Genomic DNA, 24,763 nt, shown 5'->3' with positions numbered 1-24,763 from the left:
AACGGTAGACAAATCTGTCTACCGTTATTATACTTTCGATGGAAAAAGATATGAAGGGAAAGAAGGAAAAAATCCATCGGGAGGACCAGGCAAGAGACAGAATTCTCAAAGCCGCTTCTCGGCTATTCTATGCCAAAGGCTATCCGAACACCGGGATCAACGAGGTTTTGGAAGAAGCGAGCGCTTTCAAGAAAAGTCTCTATACTCATTTTCCTTCCAAAAAGGATTTGGGTAAGGCATATCTTCTGGATCAAGAAGAGGAGATTCTCGGTTTCGCGAAGAAGATGATGCTAAGAGAGAAGGATTACTCCCGTTTCATCGTAGCATGGTTGAAAGTGGTGAAGAGAGCTCTTAAAAGGTCCTACATTTTCGGCTGTCCTTACGCAAATCTATCCAACCAAACTCACGACGAGCCCGAGTTGGCGAGATTCGTTAAAGCCGCCTTAAAGAGATGGGTGTCGGAATTCGAAACCTATCTGTCCCGGGAAGCTTACTGGAAAGGGGGAATTAAGATCGCGCCCGCCGAGGCGAAGGAATTATCCGAAAGCATACTTTTCTTTTATCAGGGAGCCATGCAACTCTACGGAATGTCCGGAGATTTAAAATACATGGACCGGTTGCAAAAGGAGCTGCTGGCCTTGGAAAATCGAATATAAAAACTTTTCTAAATTATCAATCCCAGGCGTTGGCCGAGCATTCCACCAGATCTCCCGCGAAATAATGCGGAAACGTATAGGCTAATTTTCCGGCAATTGGATTCGGATCCCTGTACGTTAAGGAATCGATCCGGAGCGTTTCCGATTCGTCCCGATAGATCTTCAATTTTAAAGGCAGTTTGAATCTATCCTTTCCGTATTTGAAATGAGTGTTTTCACGGCAGGATTTGAAACAGGATCCAAAAACTTCTTCGGGATCTCTTGCAGATCGAAGACCTAAGGACTGTTCTTTGCAATTGAATTGGCATTCGTCCGGATCTTCCGCTTCGAAAAGAAATTCGATATGGACTTCGTTTTTACCGTCTACTTTGAATTGTCCTTTGGTAGGAGCTACCAACTCTCCGGGGCGAGAACTTCTCATCCATGCGGAAGCGGGTGGGTTGAGTATGATTTCTAGTCCGCTAATATTAAGCGAAAGCTTGGAGTCTACTTTCGGAAAGTCTCTGTCCCAATTCAGACAGGTTTCCTTAATCTGCGCTCTTAACAAAAAAGGAGAATAGCAGACTGCGAGGAACAGAAAGAAAATTAGCGATTTGGTCTTCATATTACATTCTTCTCTTTCCCGGCCCGTTTCTTCTTAGTTTATTACGGTCTTAGTAAAGCATCCAGCAGAAAAATGGGGATCTTCGCCTAAACGGATCTTATCGTTTACGATTTTCCAGTTTCCGAGTCTCTTCCGAAAATTCCCGTAAGATGATCGTTTTATATTCTTTGGAGTCGATTCCGATCCGTTTACAGACTTCCTTTAAATCTTCGCGAAACCAGTAGCAGGATTCGAATTCCGAAACGCTTTTTGTCTTTTCGAAGGTAGGTCTGGAGATTTTGGAGATGTCCGTTATTTCTTACGAGTCCAGGCTGGTTTGGTCTTTTGGATTTTTTTCCAAACGGGACAATTTGAATCATGAGCGCCTTCCAGATATCCGGTACTCATTAGGAATTCGTTTACGATTTCTCCTCCGGTGAATCTGAAAGTCTTTTTGAATAATTTGGTCCATTCTTCCCGGGTCATCGGATGATTACCGTCCAGCCAGAGACCGAAGCTGCCATAATCTTTCTGAAGAGAAAGTATTATATTTGCATTATGTATTGCGGCTTCGATCTTCAACCGATTCCGGATAATTCCCGCATCTTGGAGCAGTCTATCTACGTCCTTTTTTCCGAATTTCGCAATTTTGGAGATGGAAAAATTTCGATACGCTTTTCGAAACGAATCCTTCTTTTTTAGAATCGTTATCCAAGAAAGTCCCGCTTGGTTGATCTCGAGAATCAGCCTTCCGAATAACTCATCGTCGCTGTGAATAGGATACCCGTATTCCGTATCGTGATAGATCTTATGTTCCGAGGTGTCTTTCGGGCCTAGGTTGAACACATGCTCGCAGTATTTGTTCTGAAACTTCATAGAGAATTGCCGGACAGTGGAATTCTTTAAATTTCCTTTCGAAGTACAAACAGCAAGCGGATTTTGTGGGAAGAGTCGGATCTTATATTAAAAGCCGATCATCATTCCTCCGTCTACTCTCAAGATCGCTCCGGTAATCCAATCCGCTTCGTCGGAAGAAAGAAAGGCTACTGCGGAGGCCACCGCTTCTTCCGGATTCCTGTCTATTTTGAGCGGAATAGATTCTTTAATCGATGCTCTAATCTCTTTAGGAACCGAAGCAGCAAATTCATTGTCTATGAATCCGGAAGCGACGCAATTTACGGTTATGTTTCGAGAAGCCAATTCTCTAGCTGCACTTTTAGTCAGCGCCATAAGACCGGCTTTGGCAGAGGAATAGTTCGCCTGTCCTCCATTCCCATAATATCCGGAAACGGAGCCTATATTGACGATTCTACCTTTCTTTCGTTTCATCATAATTTTTGCCGCGGTTTGTATTCCGAAGAAGACCGCCTTTAGATTTACCGAATGAACGGAATCCCACTTTTCTTCGGACATTCGGATCAAAAGGTCATCCGCGATGATTCCCGCGTTATTGATCCATATATCCAAGGAACCTGTACTTTCGACGGCGAATTCGGCCAAATCACGGATCTGATCTTTTTGTGTTACGTCGCAAGTTTTCCAAAGCACCTCGGATCCGGTTGATAAATCTCTTGCGGATTCTTTGCATGCAGCTTCGTTCTTATCGGAAAGAATTATCCTGCAACCTTTTTCTTGGAGGACCTTTGCGATCGCTTTTCCGATACCTCGAGCCGATCCGGTGATTACCGCCGTTTTTCCATTGAACATAATCTTCTCCTTTTATTTCGATGTCGAAATAATTGCCGCTCTTTAACCGTCTATTTCCTTTCCGATCATTCGAAATTAGAATGAATCTTGGACAGTATTCTTATAAACTCCTCTTTTTCCGAAGCGTCGATATCCTTATAGAGTTTGGATAAAGTTTGCTTGGAAGCCCTCTGCACTTTTTCCAGGGTCGCCTTGCCTTTTTCGGTCAATTCGGCGGAAGTGATTCTCTCGTCTTCATAAGGCTTTGAGCGTTTGATATAGCCTAGATTCTCGAGTTTATCTAGTAGAGCCGTTACGGTGGAATTCGTCCGATCGAGGGCGGAAGCTAGTTCGCTCAAGATCATGGGCCCTTTACCGAGGGCATAGAGAACTCCGCCATGAGCCGGAACCACATCATGAATTCCTTGCTTCTCGAATTCCGAGGAAAGATGCTTTTGGATCCTATCTCTAGTCCGAGAAAGTAGATGGATTACGAACTCCGGTTTTACCATATATTTCGACATCGAAACATATTTGTCTGTTTGTAAAGCGAAATTTTTCTAAAAATCTTCGGTTCGAAAATGCTTATACGATCTGTGTTCGAATTTTAAGTGACAGAATCCCACATGGACAGGATGACTGGAATCGTTTCCTTAAACTATGTTCTCCTATATATTCTCGATATTTAAAAAGAAAGAAGATGAAAACGAATCGTTGAACGGATTGAGAGCCTTGGCGATTCTTCTAGTGGTATTCTTTCATACCTGGGGGATATTCAACGGAATCCATTCCGATTTCTGGAAGAATATCTTCGATAATTTTAACTCGGGTGTGGATCTGTTTTTTATCCTAAGCGGGTATCTGATTTACGGAGGGCTTCTGCGAAGTTTCCGAAAGAACGGGAGCATCGATATCCGAGGTTTCTTTATCGGTCGAGCGTTGCGAATTCTGCCAGCCTTTTACTTTGCCTTGGCAATCGTATATTTGTATACCAAGACACAAGTAGACTTTTTCAAAATACATCCTCCGTCGGATCCGAATGTCGCGAATTTCTGGAAAGAAAGGGCGGAAATTCTTCCATTCGTATGGTCGGATCTGATCTTTCTCTCCAATTATTTTCCTTGCGTAATGGTAGTGGATTGGTCGCTCTCCGTAGAAAATCATTTTTACCTACTTCTTCCGGTTTTGATTCTATTCGGTCTTTTCAGACTCGAATCCAAGCAAAGAGTCACGCTTTATTGTTTTGTGTATTTTCTACCGGGGATAGCAAGGATAATCGGGGCCCTTTCTGATTTAGATTACGATTTCGTCCATAAAACGCATAACCGTTTCGATTCGATTTTAGTCGGGATAATCGTCGCGGAGCTCATATCCTCATATAAGATCGTATTGAATCGAAATAGGGTGATTGTGTTGAGCGTGATTTTAATAGCCGGCTTGGTTTTCGGCCATTCTTATCCGATTCAGTCTTGGACAGGCAAATCTATCGCATTGAATTCGCAGAATATTTCGTACGGTATATTATTATTTCTTTGTATGAACCAAAAGACCTTTTGGACCGCGATTTTCGAATCGCCAATATTTCGTCCGATCGCTCGAATCAGTTATTCTATGTATCTTTGGAATATCGTAGGGATAGGGGTCGGCGCTGGCATGGTAGCAAGAACAAGGGAGAATTTTTCTGCGATTCAAACGTTACAGATTATCGGTGTTTCTTTTTTAGTAACTTTTATTTCTTCCTGGATTCTTTATCTAGCTGTAGAAAAACCCTTTGTGGATTGGAAGAATCGGATCGGAAATCGGAAGGCTAGGAAAACGAATAATTAATGAAAAGATTAGTTTTGGGTTGTATAGCGAGAAATGCTATACGTTAGCAATTATTTCATAACATCGATTTAATCTCTTTAAAATTGAGTTTTCTGTTTTCGATATGGAGATTTCATAGCCGATATGATAAAAAAGGGAAATGCGATTGTTGAAATTTTCTCTGTTAGGCAATTCAGATATATTATCGCTGGGCTTATCGTTTTCGGGATAAACTTATTAGCTGCACATATAGTTTTTAGTTATCCTTCCGTAAATGCTACCAGCTTGGGGAGAAATATAGGAAATCTGATTGCTACGGAAATCCCGATTATTGTTTCCTACCCAATTCATAAATTTTTCACTTGGAGAGAATCCTTTGAGGGTTTCTTTTCCAAATTCCTGCGATATCATTTGGTCCTATTTTCGGGCATTATTCTTCGAATCACTGCTTTTCTCATTTTAGATGCTTTCGAATTTTCCTTTTATGTCTCTACAATCGTGGGAATCTTAATCGTAATTGTTTGGAACTTCCTCGGATTCGATCGCTTTGTTTTCGTAAATAAGCAAGTTTTAGTCGGGAATACTGTCGTTTACTCGGAAGGCGGAACGGGCGTTGAAATCTTGGAAACCGTTGAAGAGGCTCGCACTTACAACGAGTATTTGGCCTCTAAGATCACCCCATTCTTGGGTGAAAAGAATTTGGAGATTGGTGCGGGCACGGGAACGATCGCAAATCTTGTTTTCGAAAACGGCTATCACTCGTTTTTAACCGAGTTATCCGATTATAATGCACAGCGTTTGCGTTCTCGATTTAGGGCAGAGCCTTTGTTTTTGGGAGTGGAACAGGACTTTTTTGGATTAAAGGAAAAGAATCATTGGGATTGCGTTTATAGCTCGAATGTTTTAGAACATGTCCAAGATGATTGGCTTTTTATCAAACATGGATTAGAAATCGTTAAACAAGAAGGTTGGTTTGTTGCAATTGTGCCTGCAACCAAGATCTTATATTCTGAATTCGACAAGAGAATCGGACATTATCGAAGATACGGATGGAGCGATAAAAAGAGAATCGTCTCGCTTCTGAAGAAAGAATTTCCTAAAGCTACCTTAAAGATATGGAAACCGTTTAATCCGGTTGGTGCCTTAGGCTGGTTTATTCGAATGCGATTGTTTCGTGCTACGAAAATAAAGCTTTCGGACGCCATGATAATGGACTCTTTAATTCCATTTTTAAAACCTTTTGACTATCTTCCTTTACCGGTCGGTCAGGCGATTTTTCTCGCGATACGAAAAGGGAATTGAGAGTATCGACCTTGCCGATGCTATATTGACGATGGTTTTGTGTAAAAGATTGTTGAAAATAATGCCTGGAGCCCTTCTTACATTTAAGCGATGAAAAGATATGCTTTTCTGAACGGCTTGAGATTATAAGAAAATAACTAAACGAAGAAGGAACGACCGCCTATTTCCTAACAGACCAAGTGGACTCCGTCTCCCATGTTCTGGATGAAAACGCCCAAACCTTAAGCAGAACCCAATACGAACCTTACGGAGAAACCCTCGTCCAAAGGGGAAGCCTAGACTTCGCTCCTAAATACAATTCCCAAGAGCTCGACCGGGAAACAAATTTCTATTTTTATAATGCACGCTATTACGATCCGGAGATCGGAAGGTTTACAAGTGCGGATTCGGTTATTGATGGGGATGATGATACCCAAGGGTGGAATAGATTCTCTTACGTGCAGGGAAATCCTATTGCATTTAAGGATCCAACGGGGCATTTGATAAATTCACCGGGAACGAAGGCATACATTCCTCCCAGCTCAAAACCCGATACTACGCCAAAAAGTAATCCAAATGCGAATAAGCCCTCGGTATCTCCACCTTCTAAGTCTATTCCTAAAAAGATAGGAAGCGTACCTAAAGGACCGCCAAAAGTCCCAAGGGCAACTCCAAGAATTTCTCCGAGAGGAGGCGGAGGTCTTGGAGGAACTTTAGTTACATTTGGACTCTTTGCTCTAGCTGAACAATACTTTGGGCCACAAAATTATGATGGTAATCCTCGTGTCCATACAGGTTTACCTATTCCTACACTTCCAGGAGAAACTCCAAATCCAAAAGATAATAATGATAGTGATGAGCTATACAAAAAAATACTATCAGCAGAGCATAAGAAAAAGCGACCGTCTACTGAGGAAAAACATGAAAAAGGAAATACGAGAAGGTAGAAAGATCAAGGGGGAGAAAAAGGAGATAAAAATAGAGATTATCATAGGAAAAAGCCGCCCAAGCACAAAGGTCCTTGGCCTCCAAAAGAGGAGAAGTAAAAATTATGAGCGAGCTATGAGACTTGCTCGATTGGATAGTAAATTGCCCACTTTGCACGAAGTTGCAAAGCTCCTTGGGAAGGCTAGGGATGAGCAGGATTTTCGAGCTTCATATGCATTGGGTAATTGGTATTTACATGGAAAGTATTTTGAGAAGAATTTTAAGAAAGCCTACTTACTTTTTCTAGAGGCTGGGTCGGCGGGTATTCCTGAAGCTTTGTATGATCTCGCTGTTTGTTATGAAAAAGGAGAAGGTGTAAAAAAGAATCTAAGGTTGGCTGCAGAGTGCTATTTAAGTGCAGCTTTACTAGGTGAAAAATCTTCAATCTACGAAGTAGGTAGATGTTTTTACTTCGGGAAGGGATTGAAAAAGAACCTTGAATTAGGAAATGTGTTTTTTAATATCGCAAAAAAGGAAAATGTAAAGTCGCACTAGTTTATTGGCTAATTTGTAAGACACTAAATTATACTTATTATCTCTAAACAAGTTATTAATTAATAAGCTTTAGTATTATTAAGAGATGGGTTGAAGTCTTTTAATTCACTTTACAAATCATTTAGAATAATCCCCCTCCCCCAAATCCACTTGACTCCTAACCGAATCGGTTTAATCTTTAGGCCATGTTTTTACTTAGCCAGGATTCCGGTGCGCCGATTCTGATCTGGCCAGAATTCTCTTGGGTTCCGGTGATCACCGGAGGCGTTTTCCTCGCGGTCGTCTTGGCTGTGATCTATTGGACCCAGAAAGCCATTTCGAGTAGGAATGTGGGGGAAAAAAATTATAGGGACCGGGTGCTTGCTAAGTTACATCTCCACGAGTTTCACAATAAGGATGTGATCCTATTTCACGAATTTCTGGATCGAGTTCCCTACGGGGATTTAAGGAGAATGGCGGAGGATCCTGCTTGGTACCAGAAATATTTCCTACCGGAGTTCCTACAATTTCTGGCCGATCAGAGTAATCTTCCCGCTTGGAGAGATGTACAAATCGTTCATACTCTGGACCATTTAACTCATACGCATACAAGTCCTCCCCGCAAATATCTACCGGCGATTCTACAGACGGACTCTAAGGAAACCTTTCCGATTTTATTAGGAGCCACTCAGATTGACGCTTCTTCCGTTAACAAGGGAGTCCATGCGCATGTATATACCAAGACAGGAGTTCCTACATTCTCCTTGTCTAGATATGAAAAAGTGGAACTATTCTTTCGGAGCGAATCGAATCAATGGATGAAATCGGAGGCGATCTTTCTCTCCCAAGAAGACAAGAATCTCACTCTCCAAATCAAGACGATTCCGGAGTTGGACGAAAAGAAAGAGGAAGAATGGACGGATCATTCTAGAGGAGGATTTTCCACGGAGAAAGATTCCACTCCTCCACCTCAGGAATATTCGAATAGCCTGGATCAGATTTTGGAATTTTCGGGACTCCAGCCGAGCGTTTGCGAAGAAATCCGACATCTTGTCAAAAATTATAGAGAACACCCCGGTCTGATCCGACGCCATCATAAGCAAGAAGATTATAAAATACTGATACGATTGTACAAGGTGTGCTTCGTGAAGTTCCGCTCTCATCAGGGAGAAGTTCCTAAACCGGTTCTTCTCTTCGTATATTTTTTCTTTTTAGATGAAACCTTGATTTCGGGAAAGAGAATCCGAGACTTGGAAGAAGCGATTACGATTCTGAAATCCTCGAACCAAACGGGACATTCTCTGGAATCCAAGATATCCATCCATCTATTTCCGGACTGGTTGAATTTGGTCCTGGCCGGTAAAAAACATCCATCCAATAACTCGCTCGGGCAGACTTACGATCAGTACGAGAAATCAAAATTGCTATGGAACCAGGAACCCGAAGCCAAGGACATTAGAAATAAAGAATATTTAATTCATCTTTTGGAATGGGAGGTGGAGAGTCTTTTGTATATGGGACTATTGGGGATCTCCCTGAATCCGAATTTTGCTTATCCGATCCTTTCCGAAGACCATTTTTATGGACCCACCCAAGCCAATATCTTTTCTCCCGAAAAGATATTTTCTGGCACGAAACATGTCGCTAAAATCGATCCGGGCTTGTTTCAGAGAGAGGTTCACGTAATATCCTCTACCACGAATCAGATTAGCGAATACAAAAAGGAATTTTACGCTGACCTCATTCTCTTGCCGTTTGCGGGGAATCGGGGAGTACTTTGGCAGGAGTCCTCCGAAGGAAATTTAGCTTTGGGAAGAATGCTTTTTCCGTCCGTCGTGAACGAAAATCCTTCCTTAGTTCTGACCAAAACTTTGGGAGAGTTCCGATGGGAGACCGAAAGGACCTTACAAGGTAGAAAGTGGAAAGAGCCTTTCGTCGCTTCTTTAACTTCGGCATATTACGCTTATCTGGAGAACTACCGTAAAAATCCTAATCTAACTCTCGAAGCGAAAAAGCGCTTAGAGCAGCAATGGATCAAATGCGGTAAGAACATCAAGGATATGTTCAGCATAGATTACGCTTATTGGATCCTCTTGGAAGCATCGGGCAAGCCTAGGCTGAACCGGGTCGCTAGGGAAATACTAAATAAATATATTCCGATTCAAATCCAAACAAAGACCTGAGCTAGGTTGTCCGAAAGGATTTAGATTCTGAGTAGACAGGTCGGAATCGAACTGTCATCTTGCAGGTGTTTGGGGGAGTGGAACTTTTCGGGTTCCCCTTTTCGAATTCTTCCTACATGATTCGTTTCTTACATTCTTCTAAATTGATTTGGATTCCGATTTCGGTTTTTCTTTTTTCCTTATCCTTTCCGATTCTATTCTTATCTCGGGGAAACTCGTCTTGTGAAACCGCATATTCCGGCTTAGACCAATCGGGTGATTCTTATTTAATTACGAAGCAAAGCGCTAAAGGTTGCTTCATTAAAGGAATCGATTCGGATTACCGATTTCGTTTAGGAAAACTTTCGGAAAGGAAGAATACGGTCACGGTTTCCGTAAATGGTAAGAAAATCCAAAGCCATGTATTGGAGAAACAAATCATCCACCTTTCGATTCCTTCAGAAGATAGTATTTCCGAAATCGATTTCACGTTTTCGAATCCGATCCAAAAAGGAGAAGTCTTTCTATTCCAAAAGAAGACTTTCGAATACGAGGCATACCATGGGACGATCCTGGCTTTAGGCTTCTTATCCGTAGCGGTGCTTGTACTTTTGTATCGATCCGGTTCCATATCTTCCTACAAAAGATTTTTTCTACTTTGGCTCATCGCTTATTCCCTAGATTTTTCGTTTTTGAAGAATTGGCCGGTCCCTTATATCGGAGACGAACCTCATTATCTCTTGATGGGAGAGTCTTTACTCGGAGACCGGGACATGGCATTGGAGAATCAATATTCTTTCCAGAAGCCTTCTCTTTTCTTTCGAAAATTCGATCACCATACGATTTTTATCCAAGGCGAGGAAAAACCGGTTCATTATCCATTGCTCTCTATCTATCTATTACCAAGTTTCTTGAACCAAAACTCCGGTATCCAGGCAGACCCGGGGCTCGCTGCTAAGATTCTTATGGTACTTGTTCATTCCTTAGGAACTGCAATACTGCTTTTCTCATTCAGGAGGAGAATGAAACAGGGACTCGGAATTTTACTTTTGCTTCCCATCATCTTCGGGCTGCCTTGGATTGCATATTCGAACCAAATTTTTCCCGAAGTTCCAGTGGGCATTCTTCTATTTCTCTGTTTCTATTCTTTGGAATCTGGAAATCGTTTCGGTAGATCCTTCTGGTATCCGATCACTTTAATCGCATTCCCTTTCTTTCATATCAAATTTGCGCTCGTTTCTTTTTTATTGTATCTTTATTGGGTCTATCTCCTTCGAAAAGAATTTACCGGATTGCTTATAGGGACGATTTCGTATGCAATCGGCGTGCTTCTTTTTTTATTTTATAATTATTTAATCTATAAAGGAATATCTCCCTATGGTTCCAAGGATCTTGTATTGCAGGAGATTCCAAAAAGATACTCCGCTTATCTTTTCGATGCGGATCGGGGGCTCTTTGCTCTCAACCCGATCTTACTTCTATTTGTAAGTTTTTTGCCGATTCTTCTTAGGAAGCGCTTTGTGGCGGGAATATTCCTAATCGCGATTGTAATAGTCGGACATTTGCCGAATGTATTCCATTCAAATCTTTGGTTAGGTACCTGCCCGGCGGGAAGATACTGGATTGCGGTTTATCCTTTGATTGCGTATTATTCTGCGGAAGCTTTGGCTATCCTGTGGGATTCGAGCAAGGTTCTAACTGGAACTCGCAGATTTTTCTTGAGTCTGGTTGCCATCGCTTGGGTATTATCGATTCTGCAAATTCTAGCTTTTTGGCAGAATCCGGAAAACTATTACACCCAATTCCGCAAGACTTTGGTGGCGGGCAACTTTCTATCTCAATACATCCCCTTTCCTTCGGAGAAAATATACTATTCCTATTTTCTTCCTGATACTTACTGGAATTTGATATATTGGTGCATCTTAGCGCTTCTATTCTTAGGAATCGGTATATTCTTCTCCGTTAGAACCAAATCGCATGAGAAGAATTAAATATTCACTTTTTCTGCTTTTCTAAACCTCCCGCCGGTTCCTTGAAATTGATCTCGAATAAATCGTAGTCCGATTGTCTTAGGCCGGTGACAAAGGCGACCGAAATCCCCATATAATACTTTCCGTTATATTTCAACGCTTTCCAGGCGAACTCGGCCATCTCGTCCGAGGTAATGGAGAAGGGATGGACCTTTCCCCTACTCTCGTCCAAATATAAGCCTTCGTAGGTTCCCACCATGGTTCCCTTATATTCTAAACTCAGAATTCTTCCGGTTACCGAAAAATTTCTTTTTCCTCCGGTCTTTTTTCCGCTCATTTTTTCTATCGGCTGCGGGGTATCGTGAGCCTGGACCCAGACGGTCATTTTTTGTTTAGAGTCCGAAAGGGAATCGGTCTGAGGAATTATATTTTCCTGATATTGTGCGTGGATGACTTCCACATCGCTGGACAAGGCAATGGCCTGCACTCTATGGATATTGAATTGAATGAGAACCGTTTGGTTCAGTTGTTTGCTCAGAAAATTTACGAGGTCCGCATTTTCCGGACGAACGCTGAAATTGACCTTCTTTTTGGTGGGAGTAAAGCATTCGTCTCGGAACGCGTCGCAGGCTTCCGAAGGATCGTATCCGGTAACTTCTATGATTCCTTCGTAAGATTCGTATACGATACCTCTGCTTTCGAATTGTAATAATTTGCCTACAGTCCAGCCCTCGGAATAAGTTCCGAATGCGAAGCTAGGAGAAGCGGAAAATAGAAGAAATAGAATGGAAGTAGATGCGAATCCGACTCGGAGTTTCATAGGAGAATATTGGACGATTCTTTCCGGGAATCCAGAACCGAATCAGGGCAAGGATTCCCGTTTTTGAAAGGGTTTATATTAGAATTTACAGTGGGAAAGATCCACTTGGTTCCATTTCCAGCCGGGCATTCCTTCCAAATCCTTTTCGTATAGATTGAAATATTTGGAACCTGAGTCCATTTTTTCGAAGACCCAGACGAATTCCTCAACTTTCCAGCGTTTCTCAGCGCCGCAACGAGGGATACCTTGGGATCCGACTCCTTTGTATTTTTTTCCGGAATCGTCCTCTAACGTCACATTCTCTAAGATTTCACAGGCTCCTGCGGAAGGAACGTCGTATTTAAAGATGAAGCGAGTATCTTTCTCTCCCTGACAGATTCTTGCCAGTCGCAGACCGGGTTCACTTTTATCGTCGAGCTCGCAGCAAACCGATTTGGGGGCGGTCACGGAGCTTTTATTACGTTCCGTCTTTTCTTTTTCCAACTTTTTAGGAAGAGAGGGCACTAAGGCCAAAGCGGTAACGATTGGAGATAACAAGAGTAGAAGAAAAGGGATGTAGGATTTGAATCTTTGATTTTTCATAATAAATGTAGGTTGCTTAGAACTCATCTAAGCGGGCTTATCTTGAGCTATATCCCCATTATCCGTAATTTCAGACAACGAAATTCGTTTTTATCCCGTTTGCGATACTTCGATCGCTAAACGTATATTTTGTTAATCGAAATCCTGTACTTTAGGGATGGAGAGAATGTAACAAATGAAAAAAGAGTTTTTCCGTTTTTTCGGGAACCTATGTCCGAAACCTAATCCTTTTTGGGTAATACAAGATAGAAGCTATTGCCGGGATTAGGGCTTTTCCCAACTTGGTCATAGCGTATTTTAAATAATGAGGTCGAAAAGTCTTTTATGAAACGGTTTCCGACATTCTTGCTCAAAACTTTACTTAGTTTTGCTGCGATATTCGTTTTTATTAATTGTCCCAAAGGGGGAGGGAAAGGGCTCCTTTTCTTTCCATCTGGAGGAGGGGAAAGCATCGTTCATGGAATCGCTGTTTTCGAAAGTTCTCACCAATATGCGTCCGGGTCTACCTATGTAATCGGTAGCGTTGTCCAAAACACTACGGGATCTACGAAGACCCTAACCATCAAGAATAACGGAGACCAAACGGTTACTCTCACAGGTACTCCTGTGGTAGACAAGTCGGGAACCCATGCTTCTCAGTTTGTCATCGATGCCCAGCCGGCTGATACTTCTTTGGATCCGGGAGATTCTACTACATTCACGATCCATTTTGCTCCCGACAATAGCACCGGTGTAAAAACCGCCGTTCTCACGATCAATTCGGACGATCCGATCGTAGGAAATTACTCCCTGAATCTGAGCGGTACCAGTACTCCGACTCCGGTGCCTAGGATCGAGGTGAAGGTGGGAACAACGGTATTGTCGGATAATGCGGCAGGTTCTAAGCAGACTTTCTCCACCCAAGAGAATACTACATCCTCGGCTAAGACCATAACCGTTAAGAATACTGGAGAATTAACTCTTACTCTCTCTCCGGCAGTCGATATAGCTGGAACAGATCCTTCTTATTTCGTTGTTACCCAACCGGGTGATACGAGTTTGGATCCGAATGAATCGACCACATTTACTATCAAGTTTAGTCCGAATAATACTACTGCTCGTAATGCAACGGTTCAGATTCATAGCAATGATCCGAACACTTCCAATTTCCGAATTCTGGTAGGAGGAACGGGAACAGCGGCTCCTGCGGCCCAGATTGAAGTAACCTATGTGAATAACTCTAGTGCAACCGAGAATGCAACTACCGGAAGCGGACATACTTTCAGTTTTGGTAGCTTCTTTCCTGCAGCATCTTCGACAGCGAAAACTTTTACCATTAAGAATGTCGGGGCCACTGCATCCGTCTTGAGTATTACCGGAGCAAGTGTGGACAATTCGACCGACTTTACAGTATCGTCGATAGGTTCCTCTACTTTGGCGGTGAATGCTTCCACTACGTTTACCGTTACTTTCAATCCGCAGGCAACAGGTTCCAAAACTGCGACTCTAACGATTACGAGTACCAACGGAAACGCCGGGGCCTCTTCTTCGTCTACTATCGATCTTTCCGGAACGGGAGGCAAACGAGACGTTTTAGTCAGTTGGGCGAATGCAAAGGAGAAGGCCGTCCACCGAGCCAATGGTGGATATAAGATCTGTTATAAAAATGGGAGTACTTTTACCTTAGATAGCGATTCGGGAGTAAATTGCGTTACAGCTCCTTGGGTGTCCGGAACATACGCGCCGAATAGCAAATTGGTCACTATGACTTCCGCAGGAACATATTATATTAAAGTAAAATCTTATTCGGAATACAATACTGGATCGGCTTTCTCGTCCCAAACGACAGCGACTGTAAGCACACCTGAGTGAAAAGGAGAATGAAAATGAAGACTCAAAGAAAATCCATTATCGTAGGGGCTGCTTTTATAGTAGCCGTTTATGGAACTATTTTTGCTCAGAACAGCGAAGATATTAATAAGCTTACTAAGAAGTTAGGTGGTGGCCTTAAAAGCATCTTGCTTGTCGATGATCCAATTGTGCAAGGGACTAATATCGATGCCCGTAATAAATTTGTACAAAATGAGGTTATTGTTAAGTTTAAAGCAAACACTGGAGATTCTGTAAAATCCTATACAGTAAACCAGCTGGGCGGAGCATTGAAGGAGCATTTAACTTCAGAAGGACATTCCTTGATCAGACTAAAATCTGGACAGTCCGTTCAAGATGCAATAGAATCATATTCTCAAGTTTCCGGAGTAGAGTATGTTCAGCCTAATTATATTTATAGAGCCACGAGCACGGTTCCGAATGACGCGAGCTATAGTCAACTTTGGGGGCTAAAGAATACTTCTCAAACGGTATCCGCTCTTTTGGATTCACTTTATACAACGAATAATCCGCCTTCCGCCTCGGGAAACGATATGGATCTGGAATCAGCTTGGGATATTACAACGGATTGTACAAATACAATAGTTGCAGTGATTGATTCCGGAGTAAATTACAACCAAGAAGACCTTGCTTCAAATATGTGGGACGGCTCTTCCTGTGTGGATGAATCTGGTAATGCAATTGGGTCCTGTAATTCAGGTTACGACTATGTGGACAATGATAAAACTCCATTAGACTTAGCGGGCCATGGGACACATGTTGCCGGAACAATTGGCGCGGTAGGGAACAATAATAAAGGAACCGCAGGTTTATGTTGGACAGCTAAAATTATGGCTGTTCGTGTGCTCGATGCGAATGGGAGCGGGACCACTTCTAACATCATTAAGGGATTGTATTTCGCGTTAAGAAATGGGGCAAAAGTCATCAATATGTCTTTAGGTGGATCTACTTACGACGCCTCTTTTTCTAGTACTATTGCAATGGGAGGAAGTACCTACGATAGTTTGTTTGTGGTCGCTGCGGGTAATGACGGTGCGGATATTAAAACCAGCGGATCTGTGGCTAACGATAACAGTTATCCATGCGAATATACCGTATCGAATTTGCTTTGCGTTGCGGCATTAGACCAAGCGTATAGTCTTGCATCATTCTCTAATAAAGATTCAAATGCAACAATCGCGAGTCGTTCTGTAGACGTAGGCGCGCCGGGAACAAATATTAGAAGTAGCTGGTATGGATCCGACACCGCCTCATCTGAGACATTTTCTTCAGGATGGGTTTATTCCGGAACAAGCGCTTCTGATTGGGCATCGGTAACCAATTTAAATAATTGTATAACTTCGCCCCCTCTAGCTGGCGTTCCTGCATTAACTAATCCTCAGGATTGGTGTAATTACTATTATTCACCTGCCATCAATTCTTCGGTTTATAAGACCTTTGATTTTTCGGCGGATGGCGCGACCATATCATTTCGATTATTTTTAAACATCTATGATACGGGAGATTCGTTTGCAATTAATTATAAATCCAATGGAGGAACTCCATTTCTTTCCGGGACGAGCTTGCTTAATATTTCAGGAAGTGGAAATGCAAACAACACGACAGGAAATCAATTCTTGCTTCTTAGTTATGATATGAAAAATTGTCTAACTTCGATGTGTTCCTTCGGTTTTCGAATCATAACTGATGGGGATAGTGGAACGGCTCCAACGAATGTAAGTGATGGTCCTATTATTCTCGACATGACTGTTACTAAGAAGACGATAAATAATACCACTTATAACGTAATTAACGGAACTTCCATGGCGACACCACACGTTGCAGGGTTGGCCGCGTTACTGAGATCGTATAACGGATCTTCGTTTACTTATCAGGATACTTTAAACGCAATTGTGACAGCAGGAGATACTCCTAGCAGCTTGACCGGTACTACTAGATATGGGGTTGCTGCTGATGCGAGAAAAGCGCTCAGTTACTTAACGACTCCGACCGGAGTGAGTGCAGCAGTCCAATAAGGATTCCTAAAATCCGAAATTTAAAAAGGAGAGGTCTCCCTCTCCTTTTTTGTTACCCTCGGGGACTGAAAATCGTTCCCGATTTTCGGCGATTTCTGCGTAAAAAGCCGCATTGCCCCTTGTTTCTCTAGAAGGATTTTCCTGGACGAGTAGGAAATCCGGGTCGCCAATAGGCGAAAGGCTTTGGGGAAGAATTACCTTTCTCTAAAAGTCCGTCCCCATCCGACATAAAATGAATATTTCCTTTAGGTATTTGAACTTGAGATCCCGATACTTTCGTTTTCTTTTTTTGGCCTCACTCTCTCCATTCTTTCTCTTCGGAAATTGCGGTGGCGGAGGCGGAAAAGGGCCGTTACTCTTTTTTTCCAGCCCTTCCGGTATTAATGGAATTTATGTAAAGGACTCGAAAGGTGGCAGCTATCCTTCCGGTTCCACATTATCCTTGGGTTCGACTCTGGCCAATTCTTCCGCTTCTCCCATTACTTTGACTTTGGAGAATCCGAGCGCTTCTACCGTGAATTTAACGGGGAGTCCTAACGTTTCCAAGAGCGGGGTCTATTCTAATCAATATTCCGTAACGACCGCCGCAAGCTCCTCGATTAACTCCGGAGATACCACCACCTTCCAGCTCACATTCTCACCCACTAGCGAAGGAGTGAAGTCGGCTTATCTTCTGATTCCTTCCGACGACCCGAATGTAGGAACCTATATCCTGTATCTTACAGGTACAGGTACGAATACACCCGCTCCTTCCATAGAAGTTTCGGACGGAAATCTTAGGTTAGCTTCGGGAAATTCTTATGCGAATTTTTATGCGCTTAGCTCGGGATCCGCTTCTAGAAATTTCACAATCAAGAATTCGGGTTTATTGAATCTGATTGTCACGAATATCGAAGTGGTTTCCGGAAATTCGGTTTTCAGTACGAACGGACCTACCTTTACTCTTTCTCCAGGCCAGAGTAAAACCTTTAGCATTTCTTTTACTCCAGGCGGTATAGGATTGACGGTCGGTTCCTTACAGATCCAAAGCAACGATCCCAACCAGGGGACTTTTACACTCGGTTTATCGGGGACAGGTACTTCCGGTCCGGTTCCTCAGATTTCGGTAACATACACGGACGAGAATGGAATCAATCGGGATATCAGTACCAGTTCCGGGTTTTCTTATTCTTTCGGGAGCGTTTTTCCTTCCGTTATATCCGCGAGTAAAAGTATCACGATTCGTAATTTAGGAACTGCTAATCTAGATCTGAGCGGCAGTCCTGTTTCCGTGAACGGGACGAATTTCAACGAATTCCTTTGGTCCCAACCGGGCCTTACGAGCCTTGCCCCGAATGCTTCCACTACTTTTACGGTTCAATTTATTCCGTTAAACGTCGGTTCCAAGACAGCGACCCTTACGCTATCGACAACTACCGGAGATGCGGGAAGTTCGTCCAGCTCCACTCTGACTTTAACTGGAACCGGCGGGCAGAGGGATATCATCGCCACCTGGGCTCAGGCAAAGGAGAAAGCGGTGCATATGGCTTCCGGAGGCTACAGGGTTTGCTATAAAAAAGGCGCAACTTTTTCTACGGAAGGAACCGCCGACGTATGTTCGGACGTTTTATATAGCGGCGGACCTTTTACCCCTAATTTCAAGATACTAACGGTCCAATTTCCCGGTACTTGGTTTGTGCGGGTGAAATCCTTTTCTACTTATAATTCGACCGGTTCGGATTTTTCTCCTGTTATGAGTGCGGTAGTAAATACTCCGGGGTACTGAGAATACATTATGAAAAACAAATATATTTATTCGATTTCGGCTTCTTTTCTCCTCCTTTTAGCGGGAGCTCTTTTTGCTCAGAAAGAAGGCGGTGTGTTTTCCAATCTTCCGGAGGTATTTTCCGGAACGACTCAGACAAAGGGAGGAGCCGTATCGATCGATAGAAACGCTCGATTTAAACCCAAAGAAGTCTTGGTTAAGTTCAAGGAGAATGCGGGAGAGTCCGTGAAAGCGTATGCCGCGAGTTCTCTCGGAGGAAGAATTGCGGAGAATCTTTCCCGAAACGGTTTATCGAAAGTGGCCCTTCCTGAAGGAAAATCGATCGAAGAAGCGGTCCAGGAATATTCCAGCCATCCGGACGTGGAGTTTGCCCAGCCGAACTATGTGTATCATACGACCGGAACTCCGAATGATGCCTTATTTACTACGCTTTGGGGACTGAAGAATACAGGACAACTGATCGCGCCGTCGGCGTATGCTACCAATAATCCGGGTAGTTCCGGATCGGATATGGATGCTGTGAATGCTTGGGATGTAAACCATGATTGCACGAATACTGTCGTTGCCGTTGTAGATACGGGTGCAAATTACAATCACGATGATTTAAATGCCAATATTTGGACTTCGGGTTCTTGCGTTTCCGAAGCCGGAGCTAGTCTAGGCGCCTGCCCGTACGGAGGCTGGGACTATGTGGACGGAGATAACGATCCTATGGACTTAAACGGACATGGTACGCACGTTGCCGGAACGATCGCCGCCGTCGGTAGTAATACGATCGGTACCACAGGGCTTTGCTGGACGGCGCAACTGATGCCGGTTCGAGCTTTGGATGATTGGGGTTCGGGTTATACGGCGGATATCGTCAAAGGAATCAATTTTGCGGTTCGGAACGGAGCTAAAGTGGTAAATCTAAGTTTGGGTGGACCTTCTTATGATCCCGCATTGCGTTCCGCGATTGCGTTAGCCGGAATAAATCAGGATGTTTTGTTTGTCGTGGCTGCTGGAAATGAAACAAGCAATTTGGCTTCGAAGAATTCCTTTCCTTGTAAATTTCCGGAAGCGAATATACTCTGTGTAGCCGCTCTGGATCAGGCTTATTCATTGGCTTCCTTTTCTAATTTCGATACCTCCTCAGTATGGGTGGATGTAGGGGCGCCGGGAACGAATATCAGAAGCACTTGGGCAGGAAGAGAAGTTTCGGACAGTGGAACGAATTTTGCAACTTGGACAACAAGTTCAAATAATACCGCAAGTTCTAAGAGTATCTGGACGTATGCACCGCAGGGGAGTTGTTTTTCAAGCTTTTCCGCACTCTATTTATCAACTAATTGTTCCGATGGCGCGGGTGGGGAAATCGTAAACGGCTATTTAAATAATATCACTACAACCGCATACAAGACTTACACTTATCTCTCCGGGATGGATAGAGTGCATGCAAGTTTTTATTTATTCCTAGATACGGAACCGTTATATGATGTTTTCAGTTTGAATTATTCCAATTCCGCAGGTCTTCCTAGTTTTTCCGGTACCGTTTTGGATTCTTATGCGGGAGAGATGAATGGAAATTACGCGTATTTACAATACCAACTTCCTAATTGCACCGGCTCCAGTACGAATTGTAGTTTCGGCTTTAAGTTTAATTCCAATTCTTCAATCGCAAAAGCGGGGATCGTTATTACCGGATTCGAATTCAGTGCCTTGGATGTGGATGATACCGCGCAATACAATATTTTAAACGGGACTTCGATGGCGACTCCTCATGTTGCCGGATTGGCCGCTTTATTGCGTTCCTTCAATCCTAAGTTTACCTACCAGGATACGATCGATGCGATCGTTTCCGGAGGGCGGACCACTAGCTCTCTCCAAGGAAAAACGAAATACGGAAAAGCTGCGGATGCCAACGGGGCGCTTCGATTCTTGAAAGCGCCTTCCAATCTGACATTAGTAGCGCCTTAAGGATTTACGATGAATACGAGATCTATTTCCATTCTAATCTTCGGAGGTATTTTTCTGAATCTGATTTTTGCAAATTGCGGAACGGATGCGAAAGAACAAGTAAAGACCCCCATGCAAAGTAAAGATCTATTAAAGAAGAATAAACAATCCTCTTCTAATACGGTTCCTAAGGAATATATCGTAAAATTAAACGCAGGTACGGATTCCAAAAGAATCGTCGAACTGCTTCCGAATCATAAGATCGTTAAGATTGATAAGATCTCGGACGACACATACCATGTGGTCTATGAAACGGAACCGGGTTTGGAAGCTTTGGTACAGGCGGGAAAAAAATCCGGATTTGTGGAATACGCCGAGCCGAATCACGTTTACAAAGCGTTTTAATCCGAAGTTTTTTCTAGGGACCGGTTCTACTGAAATCCGGTCCTTAGAATCGTCGGTCGGTTTAGATCTTATTCGATATCGGTTTTACGGTCCGTAAATATGCGTATATCGCCGCCAGATCCTCTTCCGTCATTCCTGCGTACATGGTCCATGGCATGATGGTCTGTAATTCTCCATCCTTTACCTCATGCGGTTTGTACTTCGGAATTTCCATCGATTTGAATCTATGTATGAACTCTTTCTCCGTCCAAAGTCCGATTCCCGTTTCTTTGTCCGGAGTGATATTTGCCGATTTGACTAAGGTACCGTTGGAAAGAGGAAATTCGAAACCTCCTGCTAATTCCATTCCGGCGATAGGTTTTCCCTTATCCTGTTTCGTGTGACATTCGGAACAAGCGGCAGCGGTGAAAAGATATTTTCCCATCGCAATCTTGTCCTCTTTTTTGGGTAGTACTCCGAAAGAAGCAGGAGATGGGATGGTTCTTAGGATCAGATTAAAAGGGAAATCCGCTTTGGAGACTCCGTTCGGTTTTTCGATCGGTTTCAGGGTCCTTAAATAAGCGATTAGGGAGATCAGATCTTCCTTATCCATCTGTCCGTATGCAGGGTGAGGCATGACCGGAAATAAGGGCCTTCCATCTTTACTGATTCCGCTCGAGATCGCTCTCAGAATTTCTCCGTCGGTCCAGGAGGATAAGGCCGCAGGAGTGATGTTAGGAGCTACAAAGGATCCCGGAAATCCGAGTTTTTGATCGAAGACTTCTCCTCCTTCTCCTACAGTTTCCGGCAAAAGAGGACCGGAGAATTTTTTCCAGTCTCTTGTGGAATGACAGTCGATGCAAGCATTGACATGATTTGCTAAATAGCGACCTCTTTCGATTCTGGCCGGATCATTTCCAGCAACGATTTCAGGCGCGGGCTCCGATTTCGGGAAAGAAAAATAGAGGAATCCGACTAAGGATAGAGGGAGAAGTAGGAGTAGAGCTCCTATCGTTTTTAAGATTTTTTTCATGCAGTTCTCTGGTTTTATATATTCGGGAAACAATTCGTTTCCTTCGGATTTGTTTCTTTTTTCGCCTTCCGGAAAGTTTTTGCGCGAGGGATACGAAAGGCGCGCTAGCGTCCCAAAGGGACGAGCGGGAATCCGCGAGCCTGAAGTAGCCCGGTCCTTTATAGAATCGATTTAAAATTCCAAAGAATCGGACGCGCCCAAAACCTTTCAATTATTGGAAGAATCCCTTTCGTATCGAACTTGCGATCTCTTTCAAGGCTTTTTTTGCGGCCGGCACTCCCCTTCCTAAATTAAAGAATCCGTGTATTAAGGTATCCTCGGTCGAAATTTCCAGAGGAACTTTTGATTTTTTTAATATATCCGCGTAAGCCGTTCCTTCGTCCTGGAGAGGGTCGAATCCTGCTATGGTCAGATAGGTGGGAGGAGTGTGAGAAAAGGATGTTTGTCGAAAAGGCGTCACTCGCGGGTCCTTGCAATCATCCGGATTCGGCAAGCTGTGGTTTTTGAAATAGCGGAGCAATTCCCGGGTCAACGCGTATCCGTCCGAATATTCTTCCGTACTTTTTCTTTCCTGGATAAGATCGATCCAAGGATAGATGAGAAGTTGGAAGAGAGGGAGAGGTTGCTTTTCTTTTTTGGCTCTTGTGGATATAGAGACCGCGAGATTTCCTCCTGCGGAATCTCCGCCTACTGCGATTTTTTTCGGATCTATACCGAGAGCTTTTCCGTGGTTCTTCGCCCAAATGTAGGAAGAGTAGGCGTCTTCCCAAGGAGCGGGATAGGGGAATTCGGGTGCGAGTCTGTAATCTACGGAGAGGATCATGCAACCGGATTCCTTCGCTAAATATCGAAGAGGCGGGTCATGCGTATCCATGTCTCCGATCACGAAACCTCCTCCGTGAAAATAGACCAAGCAAGGTTGGAGTTCCAACAAGGAGGAATCGGAATAGAGACGAACGGGAATTCTTCCGTCGGGACCCGGTATCGTGAAATTTTCAATCCGAGCGAGTTTCACCTTTTCTAAATCGAAGAGATTCATGCTGTCCCGAAACAATTTTCTCGCTTCGGGGGGAGGCAGATTCTCCGGCTTGGGTTTCACCTTTGCCAATAATAGGACGGTTCTTAATTTTTGATCGAGAAGACGACCTCTCTTTTTGTCCTTTCCTAGTAGCCCGAGAACTACATTTGGAATTCTTAATATGAGTCTCGCGATGATTCCTTCAAGCTTTTGCAAGAGCACGTTTTTTAGGCTTCCTTAGTTCTTTTCGATGTCCATTTCCGTTGCTAGAATGGTTTGCGGTCTTAGATTTTGCTTTTGCTTCCACGGGGAGTGCGTTACCTGATTTGGCCGCTCTTTTTTTTCCGGCTTTGAGTTCCTTTTGCATATAATATAAAAAGTCTTCGAAGTCCACCTGCATGGTGTGTCTTGCCGAAGCGACGTATCGTTTTCGCATTTTTGTCTCGTAATCCCGAATCTGTTTCCTCATTTCCGATATTTCGGGTAGTTTATAATTTCCGGATAGATACTCGGCGAGCCATTTTCCTTGGAACTCGGCAAGAGGCATGATTGCTCCAAGAGGTTGGTAAAGCCCGACGAAAAATAGATTATTCGATCCGGGTTGGAAAGTTCTATGGAATAAAGGTAGATGATTGTCTTTCGCTTCCAGAAAGTTCGAATCGAAGAAGGGAAATTTCACATTATACCCGGTGCAGTAAATGACTGCGTCCACGTCCTCTTCGGAGCCGTCCGCGAATCGTATTTTATTTCCTTTGAATTCTTGGATGACCGGTTTATAGGTGATATCTCCTCTCCCCAGTCGTACTAGTATGTCCTGCGATATAGTAGGATGTGCTTCTCCCGGATTATGATCGGGTTTAGGGAGTCCGAAGTCTTCCATCTTACCGACTCCGATTTTCAATACTAGACCTAGAATGAGCTGTTTGATCCAAAACGGAGTGCCGGGCGGAATCAATTGAGTGGATTTATCCAAAGGCTTTCCGAAAAGATAATTCGGAATCACCCAAGCACCCCTACGAGAGCATAAGTAGACCTTTTTGGAGACCCCCGGCCTACTTAACTCTACGGAAATATCCATGGCGCTGTTTCCCATTCCTAGTATTACGACTTTTTTATTTACCAAATCGATCGGATGCTGCGGGTCCACATAATCGTGGGAATGTATTATTTTTCCGTTAAACTTTCCGGGGAACTCGGGCTCCGGCCAACGAGGAGACCAATGGTGTCCGTTCGCTACGATTACGGCGTCGTAAAAAATCTTTTCTCCTTTTTCGCTGGTAACTAGGTAAGTTCCGTCTTCCTGAGGTTGGACCCTGGCGACTCCGTTCTTGAATTTTATATTCTTACGAAGCCCGAAATGACTTACGTAGTCTAAGAAATATTTCTGGATCGGTTCATGATTCGGATAATCGGGATACCAAGGAGGCATCGGATAATCACGATACTCCATACGGTCCCTGTGAGTGTTGATATGTAAGGATTTGTAGATATTACTCAGACCGTTATCGTTCTTGTATCTCCAGTTTCCGCCTATATCGCTGCCTTTCTCGTAGCAATCGTAGGGAATTCCTTTGTCCTGTAAAGATTTACAAACCGTTATACCGCTCGAACCTGCGCCTATGACACAAACTCTTGGTAACTCAGCCATTGCATTCTCCTTATGAAGTTCGTCTCGTTTGAACCCTTTCGGCGTATGGATTTGGGCTTTGGGGAGAAGAAAAATAATGAACGTTATAA

Annotated in this window: 20 protein-coding genes and 2 pseudogenes; 13 read left to right on the top strand and 9 right to left on the bottom strand. The window is 43.4% G+C overall.

Annotated elements, in window-relative coordinates; translation table 11 throughout:
• Window positions 1-50 precede the first annotated feature (50 nt).
• On the top strand, window positions 51-656 hold the full coding sequence (locus LEP1GSC061_RS14755; RefSeq protein WP_016546768.1) for a TetR/AcrR family transcriptional regulator: 606 nt from the start codon (window positions 51-53) through the stop codon (window positions 654-656).
• Window positions 657-672: 16 nt separating this feature from the next.
• Here LEP1GSC061_RS14755 and LEP1GSC061_RS14750 read toward each other — a convergent pair whose 3' ends face one another.
• The 4 genes from LEP1GSC061_RS14750 to LEP1GSC061_RS14735 form a co-directional block, all read right to left on the bottom strand.
• On the bottom strand, window positions 673-1,260 hold the full coding sequence (locus LEP1GSC061_RS14750; protein WP_016546877.1) for a hypothetical protein: 588 nt from the start codon (window positions 1,258-1,260) through the stop codon (window positions 673-675).
• Between the two features lie 291 nt (window positions 1,261-1,551).
• Window positions 1,552-2,115 carry a DNA-3-methyladenine glycosylase I gene (locus LEP1GSC061_RS14745; RefSeq protein WP_016546840.1) on the bottom strand — a complete coding sequence of 188 codons (564 nt, stop codon included), beginning with the start codon at window positions 2,113-2,115 and terminating at the stop codon, window positions 1,552-1,554.
• Window positions 2,116-2,202: 87 nt separating this feature from the next.
• Window positions 2,203-2,946, bottom strand: a complete 744-nt coding sequence (locus LEP1GSC061_RS14740; protein ID WP_016546613.1) for a glucose 1-dehydrogenase — start codon at window positions 2,944-2,946, stop codon at window positions 2,203-2,205.
• Between the two features lie 65 nt (window positions 2,947-3,011).
• Window positions 3,012-3,449 carry a MarR family winged helix-turn-helix transcriptional regulator gene (locus tag LEP1GSC061_RS14735; RefSeq protein ID WP_232218477.1) on the bottom strand — a complete coding sequence of 146 codons (438 nt, stop codon included), beginning with the start codon at window positions 3,447-3,449 and terminating at the stop codon, window positions 3,012-3,014.
• Window positions 3,450-3,585: 136 nt separating this feature from the next.
• Between LEP1GSC061_RS14735 and LEP1GSC061_RS14730 the strand changes: the two genes are divergently transcribed.
• The 7 genes and pseudogenes from LEP1GSC061_RS14730 (at window position 3,586) to LEP1GSC061_RS14705 (ending at window position 11,626) form a co-directional block, all read left to right on the top strand.
• Window positions 3,586-4,752: an acyltransferase family protein gene (locus LEP1GSC061_RS14730; protein WP_016546431.1), complete on the top strand. Its 1,167-nt coding sequence runs from the start codon at window positions 3,586-3,588 to the stop codon at window positions 4,750-4,752.
• A gap of 123 nt (window positions 4,753-4,875) precedes the next feature.
• Window positions 4,876-5,274: pseudogene (locus tag LEP1GSC061_RS22155) on the top strand (GtrA family protein); the annotation flags it as partial.
• A 78-nt stretch (window positions 5,275-5,352) separates the two neighbouring features.
• Window positions 5,353-6,033, top strand: a complete 681-nt coding sequence (locus tag LEP1GSC061_RS21945) for a class I SAM-dependent methyltransferase (protein ID WP_232218476.1) — start codon at window positions 5,353-5,355, stop codon at window positions 6,031-6,033.
• Between the two features lie 137 nt (window positions 6,034-6,170).
• A pseudogene (locus LEP1GSC061_RS22015) lies at window positions 6,171-6,519 on the top strand (RHS repeat-associated core domain-containing protein); the annotation flags it as partial.
• A gap of 414 nt (window positions 6,520-6,933) precedes the next feature.
• The gene (locus tag LEP1GSC061_RS20870) at window positions 6,934-7,494 is read left to right on the top strand and encodes a tetratricopeptide repeat protein (RefSeq protein ID WP_016546629.1); all 561 of its coding nucleotides are present in this window, start codon (window positions 6,934-6,936) and stop codon (window positions 7,492-7,494) included.
• 185 nt (window positions 7,495-7,679) lie between these two features.
• Window positions 7,680-9,656 (top strand): hypothetical protein, encoded by a 1,977-nt coding sequence (locus LEP1GSC061_RS14710; RefSeq protein WP_016546767.1) that lies wholly within the window; start codon window positions 7,680-7,682, stop codon window positions 9,654-9,656.
• 116 nt (window positions 9,657-9,772) lie between these two features.
• Complete coding sequence (locus tag LEP1GSC061_RS14705) at window positions 9,773-11,626, top strand: hypothetical protein (protein WP_156844565.1); 1,854 nt, start codon at window positions 9,773-9,775, stop codon at window positions 11,624-11,626.
• A gap of 4 nt (window positions 11,627-11,630) precedes the next feature.
• Here LEP1GSC061_RS14705 and lsa26 read toward each other — a convergent pair whose 3' ends face one another.
• Both lsa26 and LEP1GSC061_RS14695 read right to left on the bottom strand, forming a co-directional pair.
• Window positions 11,631-12,425, bottom strand: coding sequence for a surface adhesion protein Lsa26 (lsa26, locus tag LEP1GSC061_RS14700; protein WP_016546482.1), 795 nt, complete (start codon window positions 12,423-12,425; stop codon window positions 11,631-11,633).
• A gap of 78 nt (window positions 12,426-12,503) precedes the next feature.
• Complete coding sequence (locus LEP1GSC061_RS14695; protein ID WP_232218474.1) at window positions 12,504-13,034, bottom strand: hypothetical protein; 531 nt, start codon at window positions 13,032-13,034, stop codon at window positions 12,504-12,506.
• Between the two features lie 297 nt (window positions 13,035-13,331).
• On the opposite strand from LEP1GSC061_RS14695, the gene LEP1GSC061_RS14690 reads away from it, so the two are divergent.
• The 5 genes from LEP1GSC061_RS14690 to LEP1GSC061_RS14670 all read left to right on the top strand — a co-directional run bounded on the left by LEP1GSC061_RS14690 (window position 13,332) and on the right by LEP1GSC061_RS14670 (window position 20,996).
• Window positions 13,332-14,858 (top strand): choice-of-anchor D domain-containing protein, encoded by a 1,527-nt coding sequence (locus tag LEP1GSC061_RS14690; RefSeq protein ID WP_016546175.1) that lies wholly within the window; start codon window positions 13,332-13,334, stop codon window positions 14,856-14,858.
• A 14-nt stretch (window positions 14,859-14,872) separates the two neighbouring features.
• Window positions 14,873-16,891: a S8 family serine peptidase gene (locus LEP1GSC061_RS14685; protein WP_016546134.1), complete on the top strand. Its 2,019-nt coding sequence runs from the start codon at window positions 14,873-14,875 to the stop codon at window positions 16,889-16,891.
• Window positions 16,892-17,150: 259 nt separating this feature from the next.
• Window positions 17,151-18,656, top strand: coding sequence for a choice-of-anchor D domain-containing protein (locus LEP1GSC061_RS14680; protein WP_040509217.1), 1,506 nt, complete (start codon window positions 17,151-17,153; stop codon window positions 18,654-18,656).
• Window positions 18,657-18,665: 9 nt separating this feature from the next.
• Window positions 18,666-20,612, top strand: a complete 1,947-nt coding sequence (locus LEP1GSC061_RS14675) for a S8 family serine peptidase (protein WP_016546390.1) — start codon at window positions 18,666-18,668, stop codon at window positions 20,610-20,612.
• 9 nt (window positions 20,613-20,621) lie between these two features.
• Window positions 20,622-20,996 (top strand): hypothetical protein, encoded by a 375-nt coding sequence (locus tag LEP1GSC061_RS14670; RefSeq protein WP_016546288.1) that lies wholly within the window; start codon window positions 20,622-20,624, stop codon window positions 20,994-20,996.
• 61 nt (window positions 20,997-21,057) lie between these two features.
• Here LEP1GSC061_RS14670 and LEP1GSC061_RS14665 read toward each other — a convergent pair whose 3' ends face one another.
• From LEP1GSC061_RS14665 to LEP1GSC061_RS14655, 3 genes are all read right to left on the bottom strand, one after another.
• Entirely contained in the window at window positions 21,058-22,008 is a 951-nt protein-coding gene (locus LEP1GSC061_RS14665; RefSeq protein WP_040508911.1) for a c-type cytochrome, read from the bottom strand.
• Between the two features lie 211 nt (window positions 22,009-22,219).
• Entirely contained in the window at window positions 22,220-23,248 is a 1,029-nt protein-coding gene (locus tag LEP1GSC061_RS14660) for an alpha/beta hydrolase (RefSeq protein WP_016546543.1), read from the bottom strand.
• Entirely contained in the window at window positions 23,229-24,674 is a 1,446-nt protein-coding gene (locus LEP1GSC061_RS14655) for a flavin-containing monooxygenase (RefSeq protein ID WP_016546441.1), read from the bottom strand. The genes LEP1GSC061_RS14660 and LEP1GSC061_RS14655 overlap by 20 nt, the downstream gene beginning before the upstream one ends.
• Window positions 24,675-24,763 lie beyond the last annotated feature (89 nt).

This window comes from Leptospira wolffii serovar Khorat str. Khorat-H2, from assembly GCF_000306115.2.
GTDB lineage: Bacteria > Spirochaetota > Leptospiria > Leptospirales > Leptospiraceae > Leptospira_B > Leptospira_B wolffii.
The sequence above is the reverse complement of the archived record's forward strand: the minus strand, read 5'-3'. Positions and strand labels throughout refer to the sequence as shown.

What these genes read in the sequence shown, in the direction of transcription:
- LEP1GSC061_RS14655 (WP_016546441.1), bottom strand. Translation starts at nt 24,674, where the DNA reads ATGGCTGAGTTACCAAGAGTTTGTGTCATAGGCGCAGGTTCGAGCGGT.
- LEP1GSC061_RS14745 (WP_016546840.1), bottom strand. Translation starts at nt 2,115, where the DNA reads ATGAAGTTTCAGAACAAATACTGCGAGCATGTGTTCAACCTAGGCCCG.
- LEP1GSC061_RS14740 (WP_016546613.1), bottom strand. Translation starts at nt 2,946, where the DNA reads ATGTTCAATGGAAAAACGGCGGTAATCACCGGATCGGCTCGAGGTATC.
- LEP1GSC061_RS14695 (WP_232218474.1), bottom strand. Translation starts at nt 13,034, where the DNA reads ATGAGTTCTAAGCAACCTACATTTATTATGAAAAATCAAAGATTCAAA.
- LEP1GSC061_RS14730 (WP_016546431.1), top strand. Translation starts at nt 3,586, where the DNA reads ATGTTCTCCTATATATTCTCGATATTTAAAAAGAAAGAAGATGAAAAC.
- LEP1GSC061_RS14690 (WP_016546175.1), top strand. Translation starts at nt 13,332, where the DNA reads ATGAAACGGTTTCCGACATTCTTGCTCAAAACTTTACTTAGTTTTGCT.
- LEP1GSC061_RS14735 (WP_232218477.1), bottom strand. Translation starts at nt 3,449, where the DNA reads ATGTCGAAATATATGGTAAAACCGGAGTTCGTAATCCATCTACTTTCT.
- LEP1GSC061_RS14750 (WP_016546877.1), bottom strand. Translation starts at nt 1,260, where the DNA reads ATGAAGACCAAATCGCTAATTTTCTTTCTGTTCCTCGCAGTCTGCTAT.
- lsa26 (WP_016546482.1), bottom strand. Translation starts at nt 12,425, where the DNA reads ATGAAACTCCGAGTCGGATTCGCATCTACTTCCATTCTATTTCTTCTA.
- LEP1GSC061_RS14670 (WP_016546288.1), top strand. Translation starts at nt 20,622, where the DNA reads ATGAATACGAGATCTATTTCCATTCTAATCTTCGGAGGTATTTTTCTG.
- LEP1GSC061_RS14685 (WP_016546134.1), top strand. Translation starts at nt 14,873, where the DNA reads ATGAAGACTCAAAGAAAATCCATTATCGTAGGGGCTGCTTTTATAGTA.
- LEP1GSC061_RS14755 (WP_016546768.1), top strand. Translation starts at nt 51, where the DNA reads ATGAAGGGAAAGAAGGAAAAAATCCATCGGGAGGACCAGGCAAGAGAC.
- LEP1GSC061_RS20870 (WP_016546629.1), top strand. Translation starts at nt 6,934, where the DNA reads ATGAAAAAGGAAATACGAGAAGGTAGAAAGATCAAGGGGGAGAAAAAG.
- LEP1GSC061_RS14705 (WP_156844565.1), top strand. Translation starts at nt 9,773, where the DNA reads ATGATTCGTTTCTTACATTCTTCTAAATTGATTTGGATTCCGATTTCG.
- LEP1GSC061_RS14665 (WP_040508911.1), bottom strand. Translation starts at nt 22,008, where the DNA reads ATGAAAAAAATCTTAAAAACGATAGGAGCTCTACTCCTACTTCTCCCT.
- LEP1GSC061_RS14675 (WP_016546390.1), top strand. Translation starts at nt 18,666, where the DNA reads ATGAAAAACAAATATATTTATTCGATTTCGGCTTCTTTTCTCCTCCTT.
- LEP1GSC061_RS14710 (WP_016546767.1), top strand. Translation starts at nt 7,680, where the DNA reads ATGTTTTTACTTAGCCAGGATTCCGGTGCGCCGATTCTGATCTGGCCA.